Below are 18,958 nucleotides of genomic sequence, written 5' to 3' on the forward strand. Positions count from 1 at the left end.
CACATCATGCATGCACGTAGCGAACAGATGGCTGACTATATTGCCGATCGTCTCGAGTTCATCACCTTTCTCGCCTGTTGCAGCGCCCTGCTGGCCCTGCTGACCGGCATGAGTGGCCAACAGGCGCTGGCCTTTACCGCCCTGAACCTGCCGTTTGGCCTCGGCATTCTGCTGGCGATGGCGCTGCTGGCCCCCCTGCCCGTCCACTGGCGGCTGCCGGGCATCACCTTGCTGCTGGCAGGTTGCGCCCTGATGACCCTGCAACTGGGGGGAGAGTGGCTCAATCCGCTGGCCATCTGGAGCCTCTACGCCCTGCTCGGTCTGGAGATCATCTGGCAAGCGCGTCCCCGCGCCATGCTGGCCACCCGCGCTCGCCAATAATACGACCGATAAAGGGCGGGCTGTGATGGCTGACGCCAGTGGCAAATTGGGGTACTCTTGCGCTCCGATTTGCTACCCCCCTTGGCGTTAACAACCTTCGCCATCACTCCCAGGAGCGCCCCGATGAAAAAAGCCTGTGCCCAGCACATTCTGGTCAAGACCGAAAAACAGTGTCTGGAGATCAAGGAGAAGATCGAGAAGGGAGCCGACTTCGGCCAGATGGCCAAGCGCTTCTCTACCTGCCCCTCAGGCAAGCGTTTTGGCGATTTGGGAGAATTTTCCAAGGGCGATATGGTGAAAGCATTTGACGATGCCGTCTTCAAGGGCGAACTGCTCAAGGTGCTGGGGCCGGTGCGCACCAAGTTCGGCTTCCATCTGATCAAAGTGCTCTATCGCAACTAAGTCATCGCAACTGACCATTTTCTCGGTGAAGCTCCCGTCAGGCTGGCTTCACCGACCTCTGCATCTCCCTCGCAAAACTGACCAAAACCACGCCAAACTCTCATCAATTTACTAACGTTATCAGGCAATTAAGTTTATCCTTCTCGGCATTGTCCACATTCGACGATGGATCCCGTGCTATGCCCCGCTCTTGCTTGTGGCCCCTGCTGGCCTGGTTACTCCCGCTCGCTGGCGCCCTCGGCAGCCGCTTTCATCTCTGGCCCTGGTGGATCGGTTTTGCGATCTGTCTCATCGGAGCCCTTGTCTCCCTGATCTTGCTGGTACGCCTGCCCTGGAGCCGCCACCGCTACGCCAGCTGCCTTGGCGCCTTGCCACTGCTGCTGCCGCTGACCTTTGTGGCACAGGCGCTGCGGATGCCGCTGATCAACGATGTGAGCACAGATCCCTACAATCCCCCCCAGCTACGCTGGGCGGCAGAGCTCAGAACCGCGCAGGATCTGCCAATAAATAGCGCCCCGCTGAAAGCAGTTGAGGCAAAACCCGGTCCTCTCTTTACCCATACCGCCCCCGAAGAGGTGGTTATTGAGGCTGAGGAGCTGATGCAGGAGCTGGGCTGGCAGGTACGACCCAGCCCCGACGGTCTGGATGCAGTGGTCACCACCGGCTGGTTCGGCTTTCAGGGTGATGTGGCGCTGCGGGTCTTTGCTGGCCCCAAAGAGACCCGCATCGATATGCGATCAGCCTCCCGTCAGGGGCAAAGCGATCTGGGCACCAACCGGGCGCGGATCGAGGATTTCCTGACCCGCCTGAACGAGCGCCTCGGCCAGGCCTACAAACCCAATTTGAAACCGTAAGTGTGAAACAACAAGAAGGTAACTGATGCGCGTTGAGGTCAAACCCGACCGGGAATATGCCTGGTTTATCCGCCCCTTTTTCTGGCTGCAAAAGCGCAACTATGGTCAGGTGCTTATTCCGGGCAAGTGCTGGGGCCGCTCGCCGCGCCTCTTTGCCGCCGTCGCCACCCTCTATGGCGTCATCAACCGCAAGCGCTCCCCCATAGATCCCGTGCTGCGCTCGCTGGTGACGGTGCGGGTCTCCCAGCTCAACTGGTGCCGTTTTTGCGTCGACATCAACGCCATGACCTTGGTAAAGAGAGCCGGTTCCAGCGAGAAAGTGGAGGCGCTGGCCAACTGGCGCGAAAGCCCCTTGTTTGACGAGCGGGAAAAAGCGGTGCTCGACTATACCGAAGCGATGACTGGCCTCGATGGGGTGAGCGATGAACAGGCTGCCCGCCTCAAGCCCTGGTTCGACGACGATGCCATGGTGGAGCTGACCGGTCTTATCGCCTTTCAGAACATGTCGGCCAAGTTCAACGCCGCCCTCGATATCGCACCGCAGGGCTTCTGCCAGCTGCCGGTGCAACCGGAACGCCCTGCCCAGCCAGACAGCAAGGACGCCTGATGAACCGGACCCGCCTGCTGCTTGCACTGGTGATGGGGGGCCTTATCGGCACCTTTTTTGCCCTCGATCTTGGCCGTTACCTCACTCTGGACGCCTTGCAGGCCCAGCAGGCGGCAGTGGCGCAATGGGTCGACAGCCACTTTGTCTCGGCCAGCCTGCTGTTCGTGCTTATCTATGTGCTGAGCACCGCCCTCTCCCTGCCCGGCGCCAGCCTGCTCACCCTGGGTGGCAGCGCTGTGTTTGGCGTCGCCTGGGGGCTGCTGCTGGTCTCTTTTGCCAGCTCCATTGGTGCGACCCTGGCCTTTCTCAGCGCCCGTTTTCTGCTGCGCGACTGGGTCGAGCAGCGCTTTGGCGACAAGCTGGCCACCTTTCAGTCCGGCATGGCGAAGGAGGGGGCCTTCTATCTGCTGAGCCTGCGCCTCATCCTCATCTTCCCCTTCTTTCTGGTCAATCTGCTGATGGGGCTCACCCCCATCAGAGTCAGCACCTACTACTGGGTCAGCCAGCTTGGCATGCTGCCCGGCACCTTCGTCTACGTGCTGGCGGGGAGCGAGCTTGGCCAGTTAACCAGCACCGGCAATATCCTCTCCCCCGGCCTGATGGTCGCGTTGACCCTGCTGGGGCTGATGCCCTGGCTGGTCAAGAAATTGACCGCCAAGCTCGCGCAGCGGCGCCTGCTCGCCCCCTATCGCAAACCCGCTCGCTATGACTACAACCTGCTGGTGATCGGTGCCGGGGCAGGTGGGCTGGTTACCAGCTATATCGCGGCAGCGGTGAAGGCCAAGGTGGCGCTCATCGAGAAGCACAAGATGGGGGGCGATTGCCTCAACAGCGGCTGCGTCCCCTCCAAGGCGCTGATCCGAAGTGCCCGCTTTGCCGCCGAACAACGCCGGGCCAGTGAACTGGGCTTTGGCCCAAATCAAGCCAGCGCTGATTTCGCTGCCGTGATGGAACGGGTCGCCTGCGTCATCAAGGAGGTCGAGCCCCACGACTCCATCGAGCGCTATCAGGGGCTTGGAGTGGAATGCATCGAAGGGGAGGCGCGGCTGGTCTCTCCCTGGGAGGTGGAGGTTAACGGCCAGCGCCTTGCCAGCCGCCATATCGTTATCGCCACCGGCGCCCGGCCGCTGGTGCCCAAGCTGCCGGGGCTGGATCAGGTGCCTTACCTCACCTCGGATAGCCTCTGGCAGCTGCGCACCCCGCCGCGCCGCCTGCTGGTGCTGGGCGGCGGCCCCATCGGCTGCGAGCTGGCCCAGAGCTTCGCCCTGCTCGGCATTCCCGTGACCTTGGTGGAACTATCGGAGCAACTGCTGCCCCGCGAAGAGAGAGAGGTAGCCGACGCCCTGGCCGGGCAGATGAGCCGAGATGGCGTGCGGCTACTCACCGGCTGGCGCGCCGAACGAGCCGACTATCTGCCCGCAGCCGAGAGGGATCTTCCCATCCGGCTGCAACTGCGCCGGGGCGATGAGACACAAGTGGTTGAAGGGGATCAACTGCTGCTGGCACTGGGTCGGGTCGCCAACGTCAGCGGCTTCGGGCTCGAAGCGTTGGGGGTCGAGCTGGCCCCCCGCGGCACCATAGCGGTCGATGGCTTCCTTGCCACCAACTTCCCCAGCATACTGGCGGTAGGAGACGTAGCGGGCCCTTACCAGTTCACCCACTTCGCCGCCCATCAGGCCTGGTATGCGGCGGTCAATGCCCTGTTTGGTCAGTTCAAGCGCTTTCGGGCCGACTATCGGGTCATTCCGGCGGCCACCTACACCACGCCGGAGATTGCCCGGGTTGGCCTCAATCGCAAGGAAGCCGAGGCGCAGGGGATTCCCTTCGAGGCGACCCGCTTCGAGCTGGCCGAGCTGGACAGAGCCATCGCCGATGGGGATCGCCACGGTTTTGTCGAGGTGCTGACCGTGCCGGGCAAGGATACTATCCTTGGCGCCACCATAGTGGGCACTCACGCCGGTGAACGGATCGCCGAGTTCGTGCTCGCCATGCGTCACCGCCTCGGCCTTGGCAAGATCCTCGGCACCATTCACGCCTATCCCACCCTGATGGAGGGGAACAAATATGTGGCGGGTGAATGGAAACGGGCCCACCAGCCCACCCGGGTGCTGGCGTTGCTGGCCCGTTATCACCGCTGGCGCCGTGGCGCCTGACAATCAGGGAAACGTTTATGCTAAAGCCATTCTCACTGCTCGGCTCACACCTCAACTCGCACCGCAACTCTTGGCTCAAACAGCGGCTTAACGCCCTGCTGTGCGCCCTGCCACTGCTCGCCAGCGGCCCGCTGTTAGCCACCCCTAATGACCATTGGCAGCAGACCCTTGAGGAGGCGAAGGGGCAGACCGTCTACTTCAACGCCTGGGGCGGCAGCCCGGAGATCAACGCCTATCTGGTGTGGGCCGGGCAGGAGCTGGCGCACGACTATCAGGTCAAACTGGTGCAGGTGAAGGTGGATGACATTGCCCAGAGCGTCAGCCAGCTGCTGGCCAACAAGCAGGCGGGCAAGCAAGCTGGCGGCCCCATCGATCTGCTCTGGGTCAACGGCGAGAACTTCAAGGCGCTCAAGGAGCAGGGGCTGCTCGGCGCTCCCTTTACCGCCGAGCTACCCAACATGGTGCTGGTAGACAGCACCCTGCCGGTGAGTGAGGACTTCACCCTGCCGGTGGAAGGGCTGGAAGCCCCCTGGGGCATCGGCCAGCTCAATCTGATGGTCGACACCGAAGAGGTCGCCAGAGCGCCCACCTCGGCAGCAGCCCTGCTTGCATGGGCCAAGGCCCATCCCGGTCGCTTCACCTATCCCAAGCCGCCCCAGTTCCATGGCTCCAGTTTTCTCAAGCAGATCCTGCTGGAATTGACGCCAGACCCGGCCCCCCTCTATCGGGAAGCGACCGAGAGCGACTTTACCCAACTCACCGCCCCGCTCTGGGCCTGGCTCGATGAGCTGCATCCGGCACTCTGGCGCAAGGGAAAACTGTTCCCCACCAGCGCCGCCGAGACCCGCCAACTGCTCGATGATGGCGAACTGGCCATGGCCATCAGCTTCAACCCGCAGGAGGCGCAAAGCGCCGCCCAGATTGGCGCCCTGCCCCCCAGTGTGGAAGCGGTCGCCATGGAGAAAGGGGCACTCACCAACAGCCATTTTCTCGCCATCCCCTTCAACGCCAGTGCCCGTGCGGGTGCCAAGGTGGTGGCAAACTTCCTGCTGAGCCCGGCGGCGCAGGCGCGCAAGGCCAATCCGGCCTTCTGGGGTGATCCCAGCGTGCTGCGGGCCGATGCCCTGCCTGACCCCGCCAAGGGGCAACCGGCACTGCGCTTCAAAGCGGTGGCCGAGCCTCACCCCAGCTGGCAGCTCAAGCTGGAAGCGGCCTGGGCCGAGCGTTACGGTCACTGATGAGTGCCGCTGGTCACCCGCTTTCCCGCTCCCGACCGTGGCGCCAGTTGACACGCCACCCCACTATGAGTACGGGGATGGCGGTCATTTATCTGGCACTCTTCGTCATCCCATTGCTGGCGGGGCTGTGGCAACTGCTGGCGGAGGGGATGGCCGCCTCTCATCTCGCCTTGCTGCTCGCCCAACCCGGTCTTTGGCACTCAGCAGCACTGAGCCTGTGGATTGGCGCCGCCTCGACCCTTGGCAGCCTGCTGTTGACCGCCCTGCTGCTGGCCCACAGCGACAGCCGGGCTTTCGGGCTGCTCCGTCGCCTGCTCTCGCCTATGCTGGCCATGCCCCACGTCGCCTTTGCCATCGGCTTTGCCTTTCTGCTCGCCCCCTCCGGCTGGCTGCTGCGGCTCCTCTCGCCAGCTCTAACGGGGTTTGATCTTCCCCCCGATTGGCAAACCATTCGGGATCCTTGGGGGCTCGGGCTGATTGCACTGCTCGTTTTCAAGGAGACCCCCTTTTTGCTGCTGATGGCGATGGCCGCGCAGCAACCCATCCAGCTGGCACGCCAGCAGTGGCTGGGGACAAGCCTTGGCTTCAGCGCCCCCCAGATCTGGTGGCGCCTGCTGCTGCCGGCGCTCTGGCCTGCCCTGCGCCTGCCCATCTATGCGGTGGCGGCCTACGGAGTGGCGGTGGTGGATCTCGCCCAGCTGCTCGGGCCTGACACCCCCGCCCCGCTGGCGGTACGGCTGTGGCTTTGGTATCAGGATCCGGATCTGCTCTGGCGCGGCGCCACCGCCAGCGGCGCCCTGCTGCTGCTCGCTATCACGGCGCTGCTGATCGCCATGCTCAGATTACTGGAGTGGCTTCATCAAGAGGTGGGCAAAGGCTGCTGGCTCGATGGCAAACGAGCTGCGTCCCACTCCTTTGCCAACCGGCTCGCAGCAGGCTCTGCACTCACTCTGATCACCCTCAATCTGGCGGTGCTGGCGGCCCTGCTGCTCTGGTCACTGGCGCGCCGCTGGCCCTTTCCCGCCCTCTGGCCCAGCCAGTGGAGCAGTCATTACTGGCTGGATCTGCTGCCAACCCTGCTGCCACTGCTGGCAACCAGCGTACTGCTGGCGCTGGTGAGCGGCTTGCTGGCACTGGGAATGGCGGTGTGTAGTCTGGAGGCGCAAGCCGGGCGCCGCCCCTGGCCGCTCTGGCTCATCTGCCTGCCGCTGTTGCTGCCACAGGCGAGCCTGCTGTTTGGTATCCGGCTCGGGTTGGACTGGCTTGCGCATGACTCGATAAGCAGCGGCATTGGCTGGGGCTGGGTGCTCTGGAGCCAGCTGTTGTTTGTCTTTCCCTATGTCTATCTCTGCCTGCACGGCCCCTATCGCCAGTTCGACCCGCGGATCACCCAGAGCGCCCTGCTGCTGGGGGCCACACCGTGGCAAGCCTGGTGGCAGGTCAAAGCGCCGCTGCTGGCGCGCCCGCTGCTGTTTGCCTTCGGCGTCGGGGCGGCGGTGAGTCTGGCCCAGTATCTGCCAACCCTGTTGTTTGGGGCTGGCAGAGTGGTCACCATCACCACCGAAGCGGTGGCCATCGGCAGCGGCCTCAACCGGCGGCTGGCGGGGCTCTACGGCCTGCTGCAACTGCTGTTGCCACTCGTTATCTATCTGCTGGCGCTCTGGCTGCCGGCGCGGCTCAATCCGGCGCTCAAGGGGGGCGGCTCACGATGAACTCTCACGATGGAAACAACCATATGCTGAGCACCACGCCTCTTCGGCTTTACCTTGATGAAAATCTGCTGCTTTCACTCCCTGCCCTGCAAGTGGCCCCCGGCGAGGTATTGACCCTGATGGGACCAAGCGGCTGCGGTAAAAGCTCCCTGCTGGCGGGGCTCGCCGGGGTACTGCCCGGCGCGCTGGCAGGAAATGGCCCGATCCGGCTGGAGGGGAAGATAAGGCTCGGCGAGCGGCTACTCAACACCTTGCCTGCGCAAGCACGGCGCATCGGCATGCTGTTTCAGGATGACCTGCTGTTCGACCATCTGACGGTGGCGGAGAACCTGATGTTCGGCATGCCTGCGATCATCAAGGGAAAACGCGCGCGGCGGGAAAAGGCGTTGGCCGCATTGGCGCAGGTCGCACTGGCAGATCAGGCTGACAAGCTGCCGCCGCTGCTGTCAGGGGGGCAGCGGGCGCGGGTCAGCCTGCTGCGGGCACTGTTGGCGGAACCCGACGCCCTGCTACTGGACGAGCCCTTCTCCCGCCTCGACAAGCCGCTGCGGGCCGCCTTTCGCGAACTGGTGTTCGCGCAGATCAAGGCGCTGGCCATCCCTGCCATCCTGGTGACCCACGATGCGGAAGACGCGCCGGGCACCATACTCAACCTCACCGAATGCCACTGTTAACCGAGGAATGTTCACCTTGTTTGATCGCCATCTGATCCCCGTGATCCGCAGCCCCCTCACCCAGCTTGCCAAACCGCTCTGCCGTGCGGGGATCAGTGCCAATCAGGTGAGCCTCACCGGCTTTGCCATCGGCATGCTGGCGCTGCCGCTGCTGGCCTTTGGCGGCTATCAGTGGGCACTCGCGGCCATCCTGCTCAACCGGCTGCTGGACGGGCTCGATGGCGCCGTGGCGCGGGAAACCGGCATCACCGACTGCGGCGGCTTTCTCGACATCACGCTCGACTTTATCTTCTACGCCGCCGTGGTGCTGGGCTTTGCCCTCGCCGCCCCCGCCAATGCGCTGCCCGCCGCCACCCTGCTATTTGCCTTTATGGGTACCGGCTCGAGCTTTCTGGCGTTTGCTATCATGGCGGGCAAGCGGGGGATCGATAATCCGGTCTACCACCATAAATCTCTCTACTATCTGGGCGGCCTCACCGAGGGGAGCGAGACCATCGCGCTCTTTGTGCTGATGTGCCTGTGGCCCGCCGCCTTCGCCCCGCTCGCCTACGGCTTTGCCCTGCTCTGCGCCATCACCACCCTGACCCGGCTCTGGAGCGGTTACCACACCCTGCGTCCCCCCGAGCGCTAACCAGCACAGCCCTCACAGAAGGGCTAATCCATCGCACGATGAATTGGCGGCAAACAAGGCGCACGGAACACTTGCACGGGGATGGCAATGTTTTACCATGACGACACTTTTATCAGTCTCTTTGAGAACCCTATGCGTCGCCTTGCCTCTCTTCTCACTCTGTCGTTATTCCCCCTGCTCGGTGGCTGCAGCAGCACGCCGGCACCAAAGCCCGTGGTCGTCCCCCAGCCCAAGAGCGCCTTTATCAATCAGGCGCCATCGAGCAAACCCGTTTATACACAAGGGGTTAGCAAGGGGGACTTCGCCAATCGCCCCAACGTGGACAGGTTCGTCCAGAAAATGGTCGAGAAGCACGGTTTTGACAACGCCCAGCTGCATCAGGTGCTGGCACAGGCAGAGCGTTACGACTGGATCATCCGCCTGATGGATGCCCAGGCGCCGACCACCGCCAAGCCCACCGGCCCGACCGGTGCCTGGAACCGCTATCGCGCCAAGTTCATCACCCCCGACAACGTACAGAACGGCGTCAACTTCTGGCGTGAATACGCAAGCGAGCTGAACCGGGCGGAGCAGATCTACGGGGTGCCGCCGGAGATCATCGTCGGCATTATCGGGGTCGAGACCCGCTGGGGCCGGGTGATGGGCAAGACCCGCATTCTGGATGCGCTGGCCACCTTGGCGTTTGATTACCCGCGCCGCGCCGAGTTCTTCACCAGCGAACTGGAAGCCTTCCTGGTGATGACCCGCGATGAGGGGATGGATCCCACCGAACCCAAAGGCTCCTACGCGGGTGCCATGGGCTACGGCCAGTTCATGCCCTCCAGCTTCCAGCGCTACGCGGTGGATTTTGACGGCAACGGCCACACCAACCTGTGGGATCCGGTGGATGCCATCGGCAGCGTCGCCAACTACTTCAAGGCCCACGGCTGGGAGAAAGGCCAACCGGTGGCGGTACGCGGTCAGGGCCAGCTGCCCGGCTATGAGCATGGCTTCCAGACCCGCTACCCGGTCGCCACCCTGCGCCACGCAGGGCTGACGCCCACCAGCCCCCTCGGCAACCACAGCGAGTCGAGCCTGCTGCGCCTCGATGTCGGCACCGGCTACCAATACTGGTACGGCCTGCCCAACTTCTACACCATCACACGCTACAACCACAGCACCCACTACGCCATGGCGGTGTGGCAGCTGGGTCTGGCGGTGAAAGAGGCCAAAGGCGGTTACTGAGTCAAGCACTGATTTGCCAACAAAAACGGGCCTGCTGGCCCGTTTTTGTTATTCGTTTTCCAGCAACCAGCGTTTGAGCAGTGCCGCTAACTGAGCCTGCTCCGCCTCGGTCAGTGGCGCCAGCAGGCGACGCTCGTTGGCCACGTGCAGCTCAACCGCTCGGTCGATAAGCGCTTTGCCCGATTCGGTGAGGCAGACCAGCAGACTGCGCCGATCGCTGGGCGCCGCTTGCCGCTCTATCAGTCCCCGCTCGGCCAGCTTGTCGAGCCGGGCCGTCATGGCACCCGAACTCAACATGGCCGATTGGTAGAGCACTGTCGGCGTCAGTGGCTCACCCGACCGACGCAGGGTCGCCAAAATGTCGAAGTCCGTGCCAAGCAGGCCACACTCCTTGAGCTCTTCACTCACCTCACGACCGGCAATTGCCGCCATCCGGGCTACCCGACCCAGCACCCCCATAGGAGAACAGTCGAGATCCGGTCGCTGCCGGGCCCACTGAGCCAGCAGCAGGTCTACATGATCTGATTTCATCGCCAACCACTTATCTTTATATCGAGATACTTGATGATAAATCAATTTGGCGCTAATTTATCTTCACTTAAAGATACTTTGTGAAGAGATAAATAATGCCAATGCTGATCGCCTTGCTGGCTCCACTGCTGTGGGGCAGCACCTATGCTGTCGTCAGCCTCTACCTGACTGACTACTCACCCTACTGGGTTGCCGTATGGCGGGCACTGCCTGCCGGGCTGCTCTTGTTACTGTTGCATCCGCGCATGCCGCCTCTGCCCTGGGGCAAGCAGTTCCTGTTGGCGTTTTGCAACATTGCCGCTTTCTTCGCTTTGCTGTTTGTGGCGGCCTTCCGGCTGCCGGGAGCAGTAGCAGGTACACTTGGTGCCACCCTGCCGCTGGTGCTGATGCTACTGGCCTGGTTGCAAGATGGCACACGACCAAGCCTGAAATGGCTACTGCTGGGATTGATGGGGCTGGCTGGGGTATTACTGTTGCTCAACCCCTCTGCCAATCTGGATCCTGTCGGAGTTGCATGCGCCATGCTGGCCACCGTGCTGATCGGCCAATCCAGCCGCTGGATGCGCCACTGGCCGGTAAACGATCTGCTGGCGCTGACCGCCTGGCAATTGCTGCTTGGGGGCTTGATGCTGATCCCGCTCGCCTGGTGGCTAGCTGGCCCAATGCCATTACCGGATCCGGCCAGTGCGCCGGGATTGCTCTGGTTGATCCTGCTCAACACCGCGCTGGGCTACTGGGCCTGGTTGTGGGGATTAAAGCACCACGGCCCGGAGGTGATGGGCATGCTGGCCCTCACCAATCCCATGATGGCTGTGTCGCTTGGGGTATTGATGGTGGGTGAAACTCTGGATGTCAGCCAGTGGATCGGCATCGGGGCGATCCTGCTCTCCCTGTTCCTGATGAAACTGCCAGCACGCTCCTTCTTCAAACGTTGGCAAGCCCGCCGAGCGAGTACAGGGATCTGTCACGAGGTGTAAACACCAGACCACCTCAACCCATGCATAAACAAGAGGAGCCATTGCGGCTCCTCTTTTTAGTCAGCGGTCAGCGACTGGAAGGTGGCTTATACGCCGGCCTTGGCCAGTGCCGCGGAGACGATCTGCTGGGCCTCCTGCTGGATGAGGTCGAGGTGCGCGTCGCCCTTGAAGCTCTCCATATAGATCTTGTAGATGGACTCGGTGCCGGAGGGGCGCGCCGCGAACCAGCCGTTCTCGGTCACCACCTTGAGGCCGCCAATGGCGGCATCGTTGCCCGGCGCCTTGGTCAGCTTGGCGATGATGGGCTCACCGGCCAGAGTGGAGGCTTCCACCAACGCCGGATCCAGCTTGGAGAGCACCGCTTTCTGGGCACTGTTGGCCGGGGCGTCGATACGGCGGTAGCTGGAGCGGCCAAATTTGGCTTCCAGCGCGTCGTAGTGGGCCTGCGGATCCTTGCCGGTGACCGCCAGAATTTCCGCCGCCAGCAGCGCCAGAATGAAGCCATCCTTGTCGGTGGTCCAGACGGTGCCATCTTTGCGCAGGAAGGAGGCGCCTGCGCTCTCCTCGCCACCAAAACCGAACTCGCCGCTGTAGAGGCCATCCACAAACCACTTGAAGCCGACCGGCACCTCTTTGAGGGTACGGCCAATCTCACCGGCAACCCGGTCGATCATGGAAGAGGAGACCAGCGTCTTGCCAACGGCCGCATCGGCAGACCAGCCGGTGCGATGGGTAAACAGATACTGGATTGCCACCGCCAGATAGTGGTTCGGGTTCATCAGACCAGACTTGGTGACGATGCCGTGACGGTCGTAGTCAGGGTCGTTGCCAAGGGCGATGTCGAACTTGTCCTTGAGCGCGATCAGGCTCGCCATGGCGAACGGGCTGGAGCAATCCATCCGGATCTTGCCGTCTTTATCCAGGGTCATGAAGGAGAAGGTCGGGTCGACCTTGTAGTTCACCACCTCGATGTTCAGACCGTAGGTCTTGGCGATGACGTCCCAGTAGGCGACACCGGAGCCGCCCAGCGGATCGACACCGATCTTGATACCCGCGTTCTTGATGGCATCCATGTCCAGCACGTTCTTCAGATCATCCACATAGGGGGTGACATAGTCGTGCTCGACCACGAACGGGCTCTTGAGCGCCTCGGCGAACGGCATCCGTTTCACGCCAGCCAGACCCGCTTCCAGAATGGCGTTGGCGCGGTCTTCTACCCACTTGGTGATCTCCCCTTCGGCGGGACCACCGTGGGGCGGGTTGTACTTGAAGCCACCGTCTTCCGGCGGGTTGTGAGATGGGGTGATCACCACGCCATCAGCGCGCGTTGCAGGCTTGCTGGCCCCTTCTTTGCCAGAGTTGTAGCGCAGGATGGCGTGGGAGATGACCGGGGTCGGGGTAAAGCCGAGGCCAGCCTGAATGCGGGTCTCGACGCCGTTGGCCGCCAGCACTTCGACTGCGCTGGCAAAAGCGGATTCGGACAGGGCGTGGGTATCCATACCGACAAACAGCGGGCCCGTGATGCCGGCCTGCTGGCGATACTCCACCAGGGCCTGGGTCACCGCCAGAATATGGGATTCGGTAAAGGCACTGTGCAGGGCGCTGCCACGGTGGCCGGAGGTACCGAAGGCAACCCGCTGCTCGGGGCGGCTCATGTCCGGCTTGTTGAGGTAGTAGGCGCTGACCAGACGGGGGATGTTGGTCAGGTCGCTTAAACGGGCCGGTTGACCGGCGTGGGAATGCTGAGCCATGGCGTTTTCCTTGCGTAATGGCGGCCTTGCCGGGCAAGGCCTGAGTCTTGAAGAATCGTTAAATTGCGCCACACACCTGCACGATCACCTCTTCGCCATAGCCCATGCTGGCCATCAGCTGGGCCACCATGTTCTGCTTGCGGCTGGTGTTGGTGTTGGTGATCACCCAGAACGGGGTCTCCGGTACCGGCTTGGGCTTGGTGGTGCTGCCACTGGCACGCAGAGCCTCGGGATCCTGCGAGAAATAGACGCGCTTGCGCCCCTTGATTTCGGTTGCCTGGGTAAAGCCTTCCGGGTTATCCCGGTAGAGGGTACTGAGCACCAGCATAAAGCGGTTGATGGACTTCTCTTCCTTTTGCAGCTCACCTGAATCGAGCAGGGCTTGCAGCCCTTGTTGGGTGGCTACCGCACTGGGCTGCGCGACGGCAACTGGCTCGGCAACCGGCACACCTTGGTTAGCAGGCTGTTCCAGCAGACGGCGCAGGATATCGGAGGCACTCTCACCAATGTGCCGGGTCTGGCTGGCGATATAGAAGTAGAGATCGTCATCAAGCTCGATGGTTTTCATAGGGATGCGCTGGACTCGTCGAAATTCGGATGCGGCGATTATACATAGGCAAACCCGACAGCCCAAGCAAGGGGCTGGCAGATGTACATGAATCTCATCGAGAATACGGCATAATAGCGGGCCAAGTATGTGATCAGCCGCACTGATAGCCGATCCGGACGGAATTTTTTAGAAAAAAAACCACATTTATTCCCCATCCGTTGGACGAAATCCTTTTCTTTCCAGTGCGTTAAATAAAACAGCGATACGCACCCACGACCGACAAGGTGTCATTTTGCAACAAAACAGCATATTGAACTTCAAGGAGCAGGGTCAGGGCCCGGCGGTCATTCTGATCCACGGGCTGTTTGGCAGCCTCGACAACCTCGGCCTGCTGGCCCGTGCCCTCTGCGAACAATACCGGGTCATCAGCGTCGATCTGCGCAACCACGGAGCCTCCTTTCATAGCAGCGAAATGAGCTATCCAGCCCAGGCAGCCGATATCCTGGCCCTGATGGATCGGCTGGAGATTGCCGAAGCGACCCTGATTGGCCACTCGATGGGTGGCAAGGTAGGGATGCAGGTCGCCAAGCTGGCGCCAGAGCGGGTGACCAAGCTGGTGGTGGCCGACATGGCACCGGTCGCCTATCCCCACTCCCGCCACCAGAATGTCTTTGCCGGACTCAACGCCACACTGCGCACGCCGCCGCAAAGCCGCAGTGAAGCGGAAGCCATGCTGGCGCAGCACATCGAGATCGCCGGGGTACGCCAGTTCCTGCTCAAATCCTTCGCCAGAGGCGAGCAGGGCTGGGGTTGGCGCTTCAATGTGCCCGCCCTTGAGGAGAACTACGCCAACATCATGGGCTGGGCAGAGGATGAACGCCGCTTCGAGGGGCCGGTGCTCTTTATCAAAGGGGGGGATTCTGACTATATGCAGCCCCAATACAGCGAGGCGGCACTGGCCCAATTCCCGGCGGCAAAGGTGCGTGTCATCGCGGGTACCGGCCACTGGCTGCATGCGGAAAAACCGGCTCTGTTCAACAAATTGGTTGTGGATTTCCTGTCGACAGGCGGTTAACAGTTTCAAATCCTTTGTGATATAGTGCGCCGGTCATAAGGAGTGTGCGCAATCCATGCTAAGTGAACATATCGACCTGATCGAAAGTTTGGGCCTCAAGTTATTCTTTGTGGCCATTTTCATATTGATTGGCTTGGCCATTCAGGACGTGCTCAAGCGCGGCAACGTGCCCCGTTTCGGTCGTTTTATCGTCTGGTTGGTACTGTTTCTGGGTTGTGCGGGTTTTGTCGCCAAGGGGCTGATCGAACTGGGCTGGGAAGGCTCAGGACTCGGCTAACTTATTTTCATCTGTGATGTATGGCCAAACAGCAAACTGATCGAACAACACTGGATCTGTTCGCAAATGAGAAGCGCCCCGGCAGGCCAAAGACCAATCCACTCCCCCGCGAGACCCAGCTCAAGATCAACAAGCGTAACCAGCTTAAGCGCGATCGGGAAAATGGGCTGAAGCGGGTAGAGTTAAAGGTGGAGGCCGAGTTGCTGGAGCGCCTGAACCAACTTGCGTTACAACAGAACATCAGCCGAGCCGAGCTGATCCAATCTATCCTGAAACAACAGATTGAGTCCGCCTTTGCGGTGGACATTGCAGTCTGAGCGTTGAGCATTAACACCAAATACGGGTAACTAAACACTATGGCAAGTGTAGGTCTGTTTTTTGGCAGCGATACCGGTAACACCGAAGCTGTCGCCAAGATGATCCAGAAAGAGCTGGGCAAAAACCTGATTGAAGTCCGTGACATCGCCAAGAGCAGCAAGGCCGACATCGAGAGCTTTGATCTGCTGATGTTCGGCATCCCGACTTGGTACTACGGCGAAGCCCAGGCCGACTGGGACGACTTCTTCCCCGATCTGGGCGAAATCGACTTCACCAACAAGCTGGTCGCCATCTTCGGTTGCGGTGATCAGGAAGACTATTCCGAGTACTTCCTCGACGCTATGGGCACCCTGCGTGACATCGTCGAAGCCAAAGGCGCCATCATCATCGGTCACTGGCCGACTGCAGGCTACGAGTTTGAAGCCTCAAAGGCACTGGTCGATGACAAGCACTTTGTCGGTCTGGGTATCGATGAAGATCGCCAGCCGGAGCTGACTGCCGAGCGCGTCAAGGGCTGGTGCAAGCAGCTGCACGAAGAGATGTGCCTGGGCGAGCTGGAGTAATCCGCTTCCCCTCATACCTCTGACAACAAGGGCCCCGACGGGGCCCTTGTTGTATCTGCTTGTTGCGATGCCTGCCTTCATTCTTCCCTGTTATTCACCTCTGTGCTCCGGTTTGGCCCGCACATAGAGGGTGCGCTTGACCTGCGCCACCAGCTCGCCGCTCTTGTCTTGTACCGTCACCTCGAATTCGGGGAAGTGCTTGTTGCCACCTTCGGTCGCCGCCACGATTTCGGCCAGCTTGCCCTCGGTCAGGTTGAACTCGGCCACCAGCTTGCCCTTGCCCGGCTTGATGTAGTTGATGCTGCCCGCCTTGTCCCAGACGTAGTAGCGATTCTTGAAGTAGCCCATCAGCATCAGCGGATAGATGGGGTCAGTCATGGCAAACATGCTGCCGCCAAACTGGGTGCGGTTGGCGTTCTTGTTCCACCAGCGGGATTTGAGGGTCACCCGGCAGTAGCGAAAGTCATCGCTCAGGGTCTCTATCTTGATACCGGCGCCCCAGAAAGGGGGCCAGGCGTTGAGTGCGCGGCGCACCCAGGCCGCATTGTCAAAAAGCCAATCCATGGATCTCATCCGACCAGAATATGAAAGTTACATCTTATCAACATCTGCCATGCCAGCAAGTCGGACGACACGATTGATTATTTCAATCCAACCGGCCCTTTATGGCTAAACCCCTTGAATTGCTGGGTTTATTTTTAGGGAGGCTACGACCTATAATGACAGGCCAAGCGAGTTCAAGGTTGCCATTCCTGCGGCAGTCCATCAGAATAACCCCACCTTCGAGAATGCGAATAAGTAGAATATGGCAGACAACAACCAAGCGTTAAAAAAGGCCGGGCTCAAGATCACCTTGCCCCGGGTCAAAATCCTGGAAATCCTGCAACAGCCGGATTGCCAGCACACCAGCGCCGAAGATCTCTATAAACGACTGATCGACCTGGGTGAAGAGATTGGTCTCGCTACCGTCTATCGCGTTCTCAACCAGTTTGATGATGCCGGTATCGTTACCCGTCACCACTTCGAAGGTGGCAAGTCGGTATTCGAGCTGGCCACTCAGGAGCACCACGACCACCTGGTTTGCCTTGACTGCGGCAAGGTGATCGAGTTCTCCGACGAAGTGATCGAACAGCGTCAGCGCGAGATCGCCAAGAAATTCAATATCCGTCTCACCAACCACAGCCTCTACCTCTACGGTCACTGTGCTACCGGTGAGTGCAAGCACGACGAATAAGTCGCCCGCGACTTGCAGATAACGGACAATAAAAAAGCCAGCTGATGCTGGCTTTTTTATTGTCCGGCGCAGGCCGTTGGCATCGCACAGGGCAGGGTCTCCCCTGCCCTATCGGCTTAGCCTTCGACTTTGCCCCAGGAGTCACGCAGGGCAACGGTGCGGTTAAACACCAGATGCTCCGGGCTGGAGAGCTTGTTGTCGGCGCAGAAGTAACCTTCACGCTCGAACTGGTAAGCCTGCTCCGGCTTGGCGTCCTTCAGGGAAGCCTCGACACGGGCCCCCTCGATGATCACCAGGGATTCCGGGTTCAGCGCAGCTTCAAAGTCATCCTCGGCGCCCGGGTTCGGTACCTTGAACAGACGGTCGTAGAGACGCACTTCGGCTGGCAGGGAGTGAGTGGCGCTGACCCAGTGGATCACCCCTTTCACCTTGCGGCCATCGGCCGGATCCTTGCCCAGGGTCTCGGGGTCGTAGGAGCAGTAGATGCAGGTGACCTTGCCATCGGCATCTTTCTCGATGCGCTCGGCCTTGATCACATAGGCATTGCGCAGACGCACTTCCTTGCCCAGCACCAGACGCTTGAACTGCTTGTTCGCCTCTTCTTTGAAGTCCGCTTCATCGATGAAGATCTCGCGTGTGAAGTTCAGCTCGCGGGTACCCATCTCGGCATTGCTCGGGTGGGCCGGGGCTGTCAGCACTTCGTCGGCAGCCAGGTTCTCGATGACCACTTTCACCGGATGCAGCACGGCCATGGCGCGCGGCGCATGCTCGTTGAGGTCTTCGCGGATGCAGGCTTCCAGCATGCTCATCTCGACGATGTTGTCCTGCTTGGTGACGCCGATGCGCTTGCAGAACTCGCGGATGGAGGCCGGGGTGTAACCACGACGACGCAGACCGGAGACGGTCAGCATGCGCGGGTCATCCCAACCATCGACGTGCTTCTCGGTCACCAGCAGGTTCAGCTTGCGCTTGGACATGACGGTGTATTCGAGGTTCAGACGAGAGAACTCGTACTGACGCGGATGGCAGTCGATGGTGATGTTGTCCAGCACCCAGTCGTACAGGCGACGGTTGTCCTGGAACTCCAGGGTACAGATGGAGTGGGTGATCCCTTCCAGCGCGTCCGAGATGCAGTGGGTGAAGTCATACATCGGGTAGATGCACCACTTGTCACCGGTCTGGTGGTGGTGGGCAAACTTGATGCGGTAGATAACCGGATCGCGCATCACCATGAAGGGGGATGCCATGTCGATCTTGGCGCGCAGGCAGGCGGTGCCTTCGGCGAACTCGCCGTTCTTCATCTTGGCAAACAGCGCCAGGTTCTCTTCCACGCTGCGATCTCGGAACGGGCTGTTCTTGCCAGCTTCAGTCAGGGTGCCACGGTACTCGCGCATCTGCTCGGGCGTCAGCTCGTCCACATAGGCCAGACCCTTTTCAATCAGCTCGATGGCGTAGCCGTGCAGCTTGTCGAAATAGTCGGAGGAGTAGCAGATCTCGCCGTTCCACTGGAAGCCGAGCCACTGTACGTCCTGCTTGATGGACTCTACGTACTCGATATCTTCCTTCACCGGGTTGGTGTCATCGAAACGCAGGTTACACTGGCCCTGATAGTCGCGGGCGATGCCGAAGTTCAGGCAGATTGATTTGGCGTGGCCGATATGGAGATAACCGTTCGGCTCGGGCGGAAAACGGGTATGCACGCTGCTGTGCTTACCGCTGGCCAGATCTTCATCAATGATCTGACGAATAAAGTTAGTTGGGCTGTTCGCCTGACTCATGGCTCACCTCAAAAAAGCGTCACTGGCG

Annotated in this window: 21 protein-coding genes; 16 read left to right on the forward strand and 5 right to left on the reverse strand. The window is 60.9% G+C overall.

Annotation, left to right across the window (positions count from 1 at the left end):
* The first annotated feature begins 6 nt into the window (after positions 1-6).
* The 10 genes from I6L41_RS09420 to mltB all read left to right on the forward strand — a co-directional run bounded on the left by I6L41_RS09420 (position 7) and on the right by mltB (position 9,876).
* Positions 7-381 carry a hypothetical protein gene (locus I6L41_RS09420; protein WP_005334267.1) on the forward strand — a complete coding sequence of 125 codons (375 nt, stop codon included), beginning with the start codon at positions 7-9 and terminating at the stop codon, positions 379-381.
* 123 nt (positions 382-504) lie between these two features.
* On the forward strand, positions 505-783 hold the full coding sequence (locus I6L41_RS09425) for a peptidylprolyl isomerase (RefSeq protein ID WP_040066119.1): 279 nt from the start codon (positions 505-507) through the stop codon (positions 781-783).
* Between the two features lie 179 nt (positions 784-962).
* Positions 963-1,637: a DUF1499 domain-containing protein gene (locus tag I6L41_RS09430; RefSeq protein WP_216963598.1), complete on the forward strand. Its 675-nt coding sequence runs from the start codon at positions 963-965 to the stop codon at positions 1,635-1,637.
* A 25-nt stretch (positions 1,638-1,662) separates the two neighbouring features.
* Positions 1,663-2,244: a carboxymuconolactone decarboxylase family protein gene (locus tag I6L41_RS09435; protein WP_021231092.1), complete on the forward strand. Its 582-nt coding sequence runs from the start codon at positions 1,663-1,665 to the stop codon at positions 2,242-2,244.
* The gene (locus I6L41_RS09440; protein WP_216963601.1) at positions 2,244-4,397 is read left to right on the forward strand and encodes an FAD-dependent oxidoreductase; all 2,154 of its coding nucleotides are present in this window, start codon (positions 2,244-2,246) and stop codon (positions 4,395-4,397) included. The genes I6L41_RS09435 and I6L41_RS09440 overlap by 1 nt, the downstream gene beginning before the upstream one ends.
* 17 nt (positions 4,398-4,414) lie before the next feature.
* A complete protein-coding gene (locus tag I6L41_RS09445; RefSeq protein WP_254203413.1) occupies positions 4,415-5,635 on the forward strand; it encodes an ABC transporter substrate-binding protein in 1,221 nt (406 codons plus the stop codon).
* A 77-nt stretch (positions 5,636-5,712) separates the two neighbouring features.
* Complete coding sequence (locus I6L41_RS09450) at positions 5,713-7,347, forward strand: ABC transporter permease (RefSeq protein ID WP_216963604.1); 1,635 nt, start codon at positions 5,713-5,715, stop codon at positions 7,345-7,347.
* A 23-nt stretch (positions 7,348-7,370) separates the two neighbouring features.
* Complete coding sequence (locus I6L41_RS09455) at positions 7,371-8,021, forward strand: ATP-binding cassette domain-containing protein (RefSeq protein WP_216954155.1); 651 nt, start codon at positions 7,371-7,373, stop codon at positions 8,019-8,021.
* Positions 8,022-8,037: 16 nt separating this feature from the next.
* Positions 8,038-8,652, forward strand: coding sequence for a CDP-alcohol phosphatidyltransferase family protein (locus I6L41_RS09460; RefSeq protein WP_216954156.1), 615 nt, complete (start codon positions 8,038-8,040; stop codon positions 8,650-8,652).
* Positions 8,653-8,784: 132 nt separating this feature from the next.
* The gene (gene mltB, locus I6L41_RS09465) at positions 8,785-9,876 is read left to right on the forward strand and encodes a lytic murein transglycosylase B (protein ID WP_216963606.1); all 1,092 of its coding nucleotides are present in this window, start codon (positions 8,785-8,787) and stop codon (positions 9,874-9,876) included.
* Between the two features lie 48 nt (positions 9,877-9,924).
* Here the strand turns inward: mltB and I6L41_RS09470 are convergent, their stop codons facing one another.
* Positions 9,925-10,407, reverse strand: coding sequence for a MarR family winged helix-turn-helix transcriptional regulator (locus tag I6L41_RS09470; RefSeq protein ID WP_216963609.1), 483 nt, complete (start codon positions 10,405-10,407; stop codon positions 9,925-9,927).
* Between the two features lie 95 nt (positions 10,408-10,502).
* Here I6L41_RS09470 and I6L41_RS09475 point away from each other — a divergent pair, with 95 nt between their 5' ends.
* Positions 10,503-11,384: a DMT family transporter gene (locus I6L41_RS09475; protein WP_216963612.1), complete on the forward strand. Its 882-nt coding sequence runs from the start codon at positions 10,503-10,505 to the stop codon at positions 11,382-11,384.
* Between the two features lie 86 nt (positions 11,385-11,470).
* Here the strand turns inward: I6L41_RS09475 and pgm are convergent, their stop codons facing one another.
* A complete protein-coding gene (gene pgm, locus I6L41_RS09480) occupies positions 11,471-13,135 on the reverse strand; it encodes a phosphoglucomutase (alpha-D-glucose-1,6-bisphosphate-dependent) (protein WP_216963615.1) in 1,665 nt (554 codons plus the stop codon).
* 58 nt (positions 13,136-13,193) lie between these two features.
* Complete coding sequence (gene seqA / locus I6L41_RS09485; RefSeq protein WP_204483853.1) at positions 13,194-13,703, reverse strand: replication initiation negative regulator SeqA; 510 nt, start codon at positions 13,701-13,703, stop codon at positions 13,194-13,196.
* Between the two features lie 274 nt (positions 13,704-13,977).
* Between seqA and I6L41_RS09490 the strand changes: the two genes are divergently transcribed.
* From I6L41_RS09490 to fldA, 4 genes are read left to right on the forward strand one after another with little or no spacing between them, the layout of a single operon-like run.
* The gene (locus tag I6L41_RS09490) at positions 13,978-14,760 is read left to right on the forward strand and encodes an alpha/beta fold hydrolase (RefSeq protein WP_234920384.1); all 783 of its coding nucleotides are present in this window, start codon (positions 13,978-13,980) and stop codon (positions 14,758-14,760) included.
* 55 nt (positions 14,761-14,815) lie between these two features.
* Positions 14,816-15,037 (forward strand): DUF2788 domain-containing protein, encoded by a 222-nt coding sequence (locus tag I6L41_RS09495; RefSeq protein ID WP_005334296.1) that lies wholly within the window; start codon positions 14,816-14,818, stop codon positions 15,035-15,037.
* A gap of 20 nt (positions 15,038-15,057) precedes the next feature.
* Positions 15,058-15,354: a LexA regulated protein gene (gene ybfE, locus I6L41_RS09500; RefSeq protein WP_005334297.1), complete on the forward strand. Its 297-nt coding sequence runs from the start codon at positions 15,058-15,060 to the stop codon at positions 15,352-15,354.
* A 39-nt stretch (positions 15,355-15,393) separates the two neighbouring features.
* Positions 15,394-15,918: a flavodoxin FldA gene (gene fldA / locus I6L41_RS09505; RefSeq protein WP_005334298.1), complete on the forward strand. Its 525-nt coding sequence runs from the start codon at positions 15,394-15,396 to the stop codon at positions 15,916-15,918.
* A gap of 90 nt (positions 15,919-16,008) precedes the next feature.
* Here the strand turns inward: fldA and I6L41_RS09510 are convergent, their stop codons facing one another.
* Positions 16,009-16,482, reverse strand: a complete 474-nt coding sequence (locus I6L41_RS09510) for a DUF4442 domain-containing protein (RefSeq protein WP_005334300.1) — start codon at positions 16,480-16,482, stop codon at positions 16,009-16,011.
* Between the two features lie 241 nt (positions 16,483-16,723).
* Between I6L41_RS09510 and fur the strand changes: the two genes are divergently transcribed.
* A complete protein-coding gene (gene fur, locus I6L41_RS09515) occupies positions 16,724-17,152 on the forward strand; it encodes a ferric iron uptake transcriptional regulator (RefSeq protein ID WP_005334301.1) in 429 nt (142 codons plus the stop codon).
* 116 nt (positions 17,153-17,268) lie between these two features.
* Here fur and glnS read toward each other — a convergent pair whose 3' ends face one another.
* The gene (gene glnS / locus I6L41_RS09520) at positions 17,269-18,930 is read right to left on the reverse strand and encodes a glutamine--tRNA ligase (RefSeq protein WP_064336856.1); all 1,662 of its coding nucleotides are present in this window, start codon (positions 18,928-18,930) and stop codon (positions 17,269-17,271) included.
* Positions 18,931-18,958: the final 28 nt, after the last annotated feature.

Origin of the sequence: Aeromonas sp. FDAARGOS 1411 (assembly GCF_019047125.1) — a bacterium.
In the GTDB taxonomy this organism is placed as follows: domain Bacteria; phylum Pseudomonadota; class Gammaproteobacteria; order Enterobacterales; family Aeromonadaceae; genus Aeromonas; species Aeromonas veronii.

Excerpts from the sequence above, each read along its gene's own strand:
- I6L41_RS09420 (WP_005334267.1), top strand. The coding sequence starts at position 7 with ATGCATGCACGTAGCGAACAGATGGCTGACTATATTGCCGATCGTCTC.
- I6L41_RS09425 (WP_040066119.1), top strand. The coding sequence starts at position 505 with ATGAAAAAAGCCTGTGCCCAGCACATTCTGGTCAAGACCGAAAAACAG.
- I6L41_RS09430 (WP_216963598.1), top strand. The coding sequence starts at position 963 with ATGCCCCGCTCTTGCTTGTGGCCCCTGCTGGCCTGGTTACTCCCGCTC.
- I6L41_RS09435 (WP_021231092.1), top strand. The coding sequence starts at position 1,663 with ATGCGCGTTGAGGTCAAACCCGACCGGGAATATGCCTGGTTTATCCGC.
- I6L41_RS09440 (WP_216963601.1), top strand. The coding sequence starts at position 2,244 with ATGAACCGGACCCGCCTGCTGCTTGCACTGGTGATGGGGGGCCTTATC.
- I6L41_RS09445 (WP_254203413.1), top strand. The coding sequence starts at position 4,415 with ATGCTAAAGCCATTCTCACTGCTCGGCTCACACCTCAACTCGCACCGC.
- I6L41_RS09450 (WP_216963604.1), top strand. The coding sequence starts at position 5,713 with ATGGCGGTCATTTATCTGGCACTCTTCGTCATCCCATTGCTGGCGGGG.
- I6L41_RS09455 (WP_216954155.1), top strand. The coding sequence starts at position 7,371 with ATGCTGAGCACCACGCCTCTTCGGCTTTACCTTGATGAAAATCTGCTG.
- mltB (WP_216963606.1), top strand. The coding sequence starts at position 8,785 with ATGCGTCGCCTTGCCTCTCTTCTCACTCTGTCGTTATTCCCCCTGCTC.
- I6L41_RS09470 (WP_216963609.1), bottom strand. The coding sequence starts at position 10,407 with ATGAAATCAGATCATGTAGACCTGCTGCTGGCTCAGTGGGCCCGGCAG.
- I6L41_RS09475 (WP_216963612.1), top strand. The coding sequence starts at position 10,503 with ATGCCAATGCTGATCGCCTTGCTGGCTCCACTGCTGTGGGGCAGCACC.
- pgm (WP_216963615.1), bottom strand. The coding sequence starts at position 13,135 with ATGGCTCAGCATTCCCACGCCGGTCAACCGGCCCGTTTAAGCGACCTG.
- seqA (WP_204483853.1), bottom strand. The coding sequence starts at position 13,703 with ATGAAAACCATCGAGCTTGATGACGATCTCTACTTCTATATCGCCAGC.
- I6L41_RS09495 (WP_005334296.1), top strand. The coding sequence starts at position 14,816 with ATGCTAAGTGAACATATCGACCTGATCGAAAGTTTGGGCCTCAAGTTA.
- ybfE (WP_005334297.1), top strand. The coding sequence starts at position 15,058 with ATGGCCAAACAGCAAACTGATCGAACAACACTGGATCTGTTCGCAAAT.
- fldA (WP_005334298.1), top strand. The coding sequence starts at position 15,394 with ATGGCAAGTGTAGGTCTGTTTTTTGGCAGCGATACCGGTAACACCGAA.
- I6L41_RS09510 (WP_005334300.1), bottom strand. The coding sequence starts at position 16,482 with ATGGATTGGCTTTTTGACAATGCGGCCTGGGTGCGCCGCGCACTCAAC.
- fur (WP_005334301.1), top strand. The coding sequence starts at position 16,724 with ATGGCAGACAACAACCAAGCGTTAAAAAAGGCCGGGCTCAAGATCACC.
- glnS (WP_064336856.1), bottom strand. The coding sequence starts at position 18,930 with ATGAGTCAGGCGAACAGCCCAACTAACTTTATTCGTCAGATCATTGAT.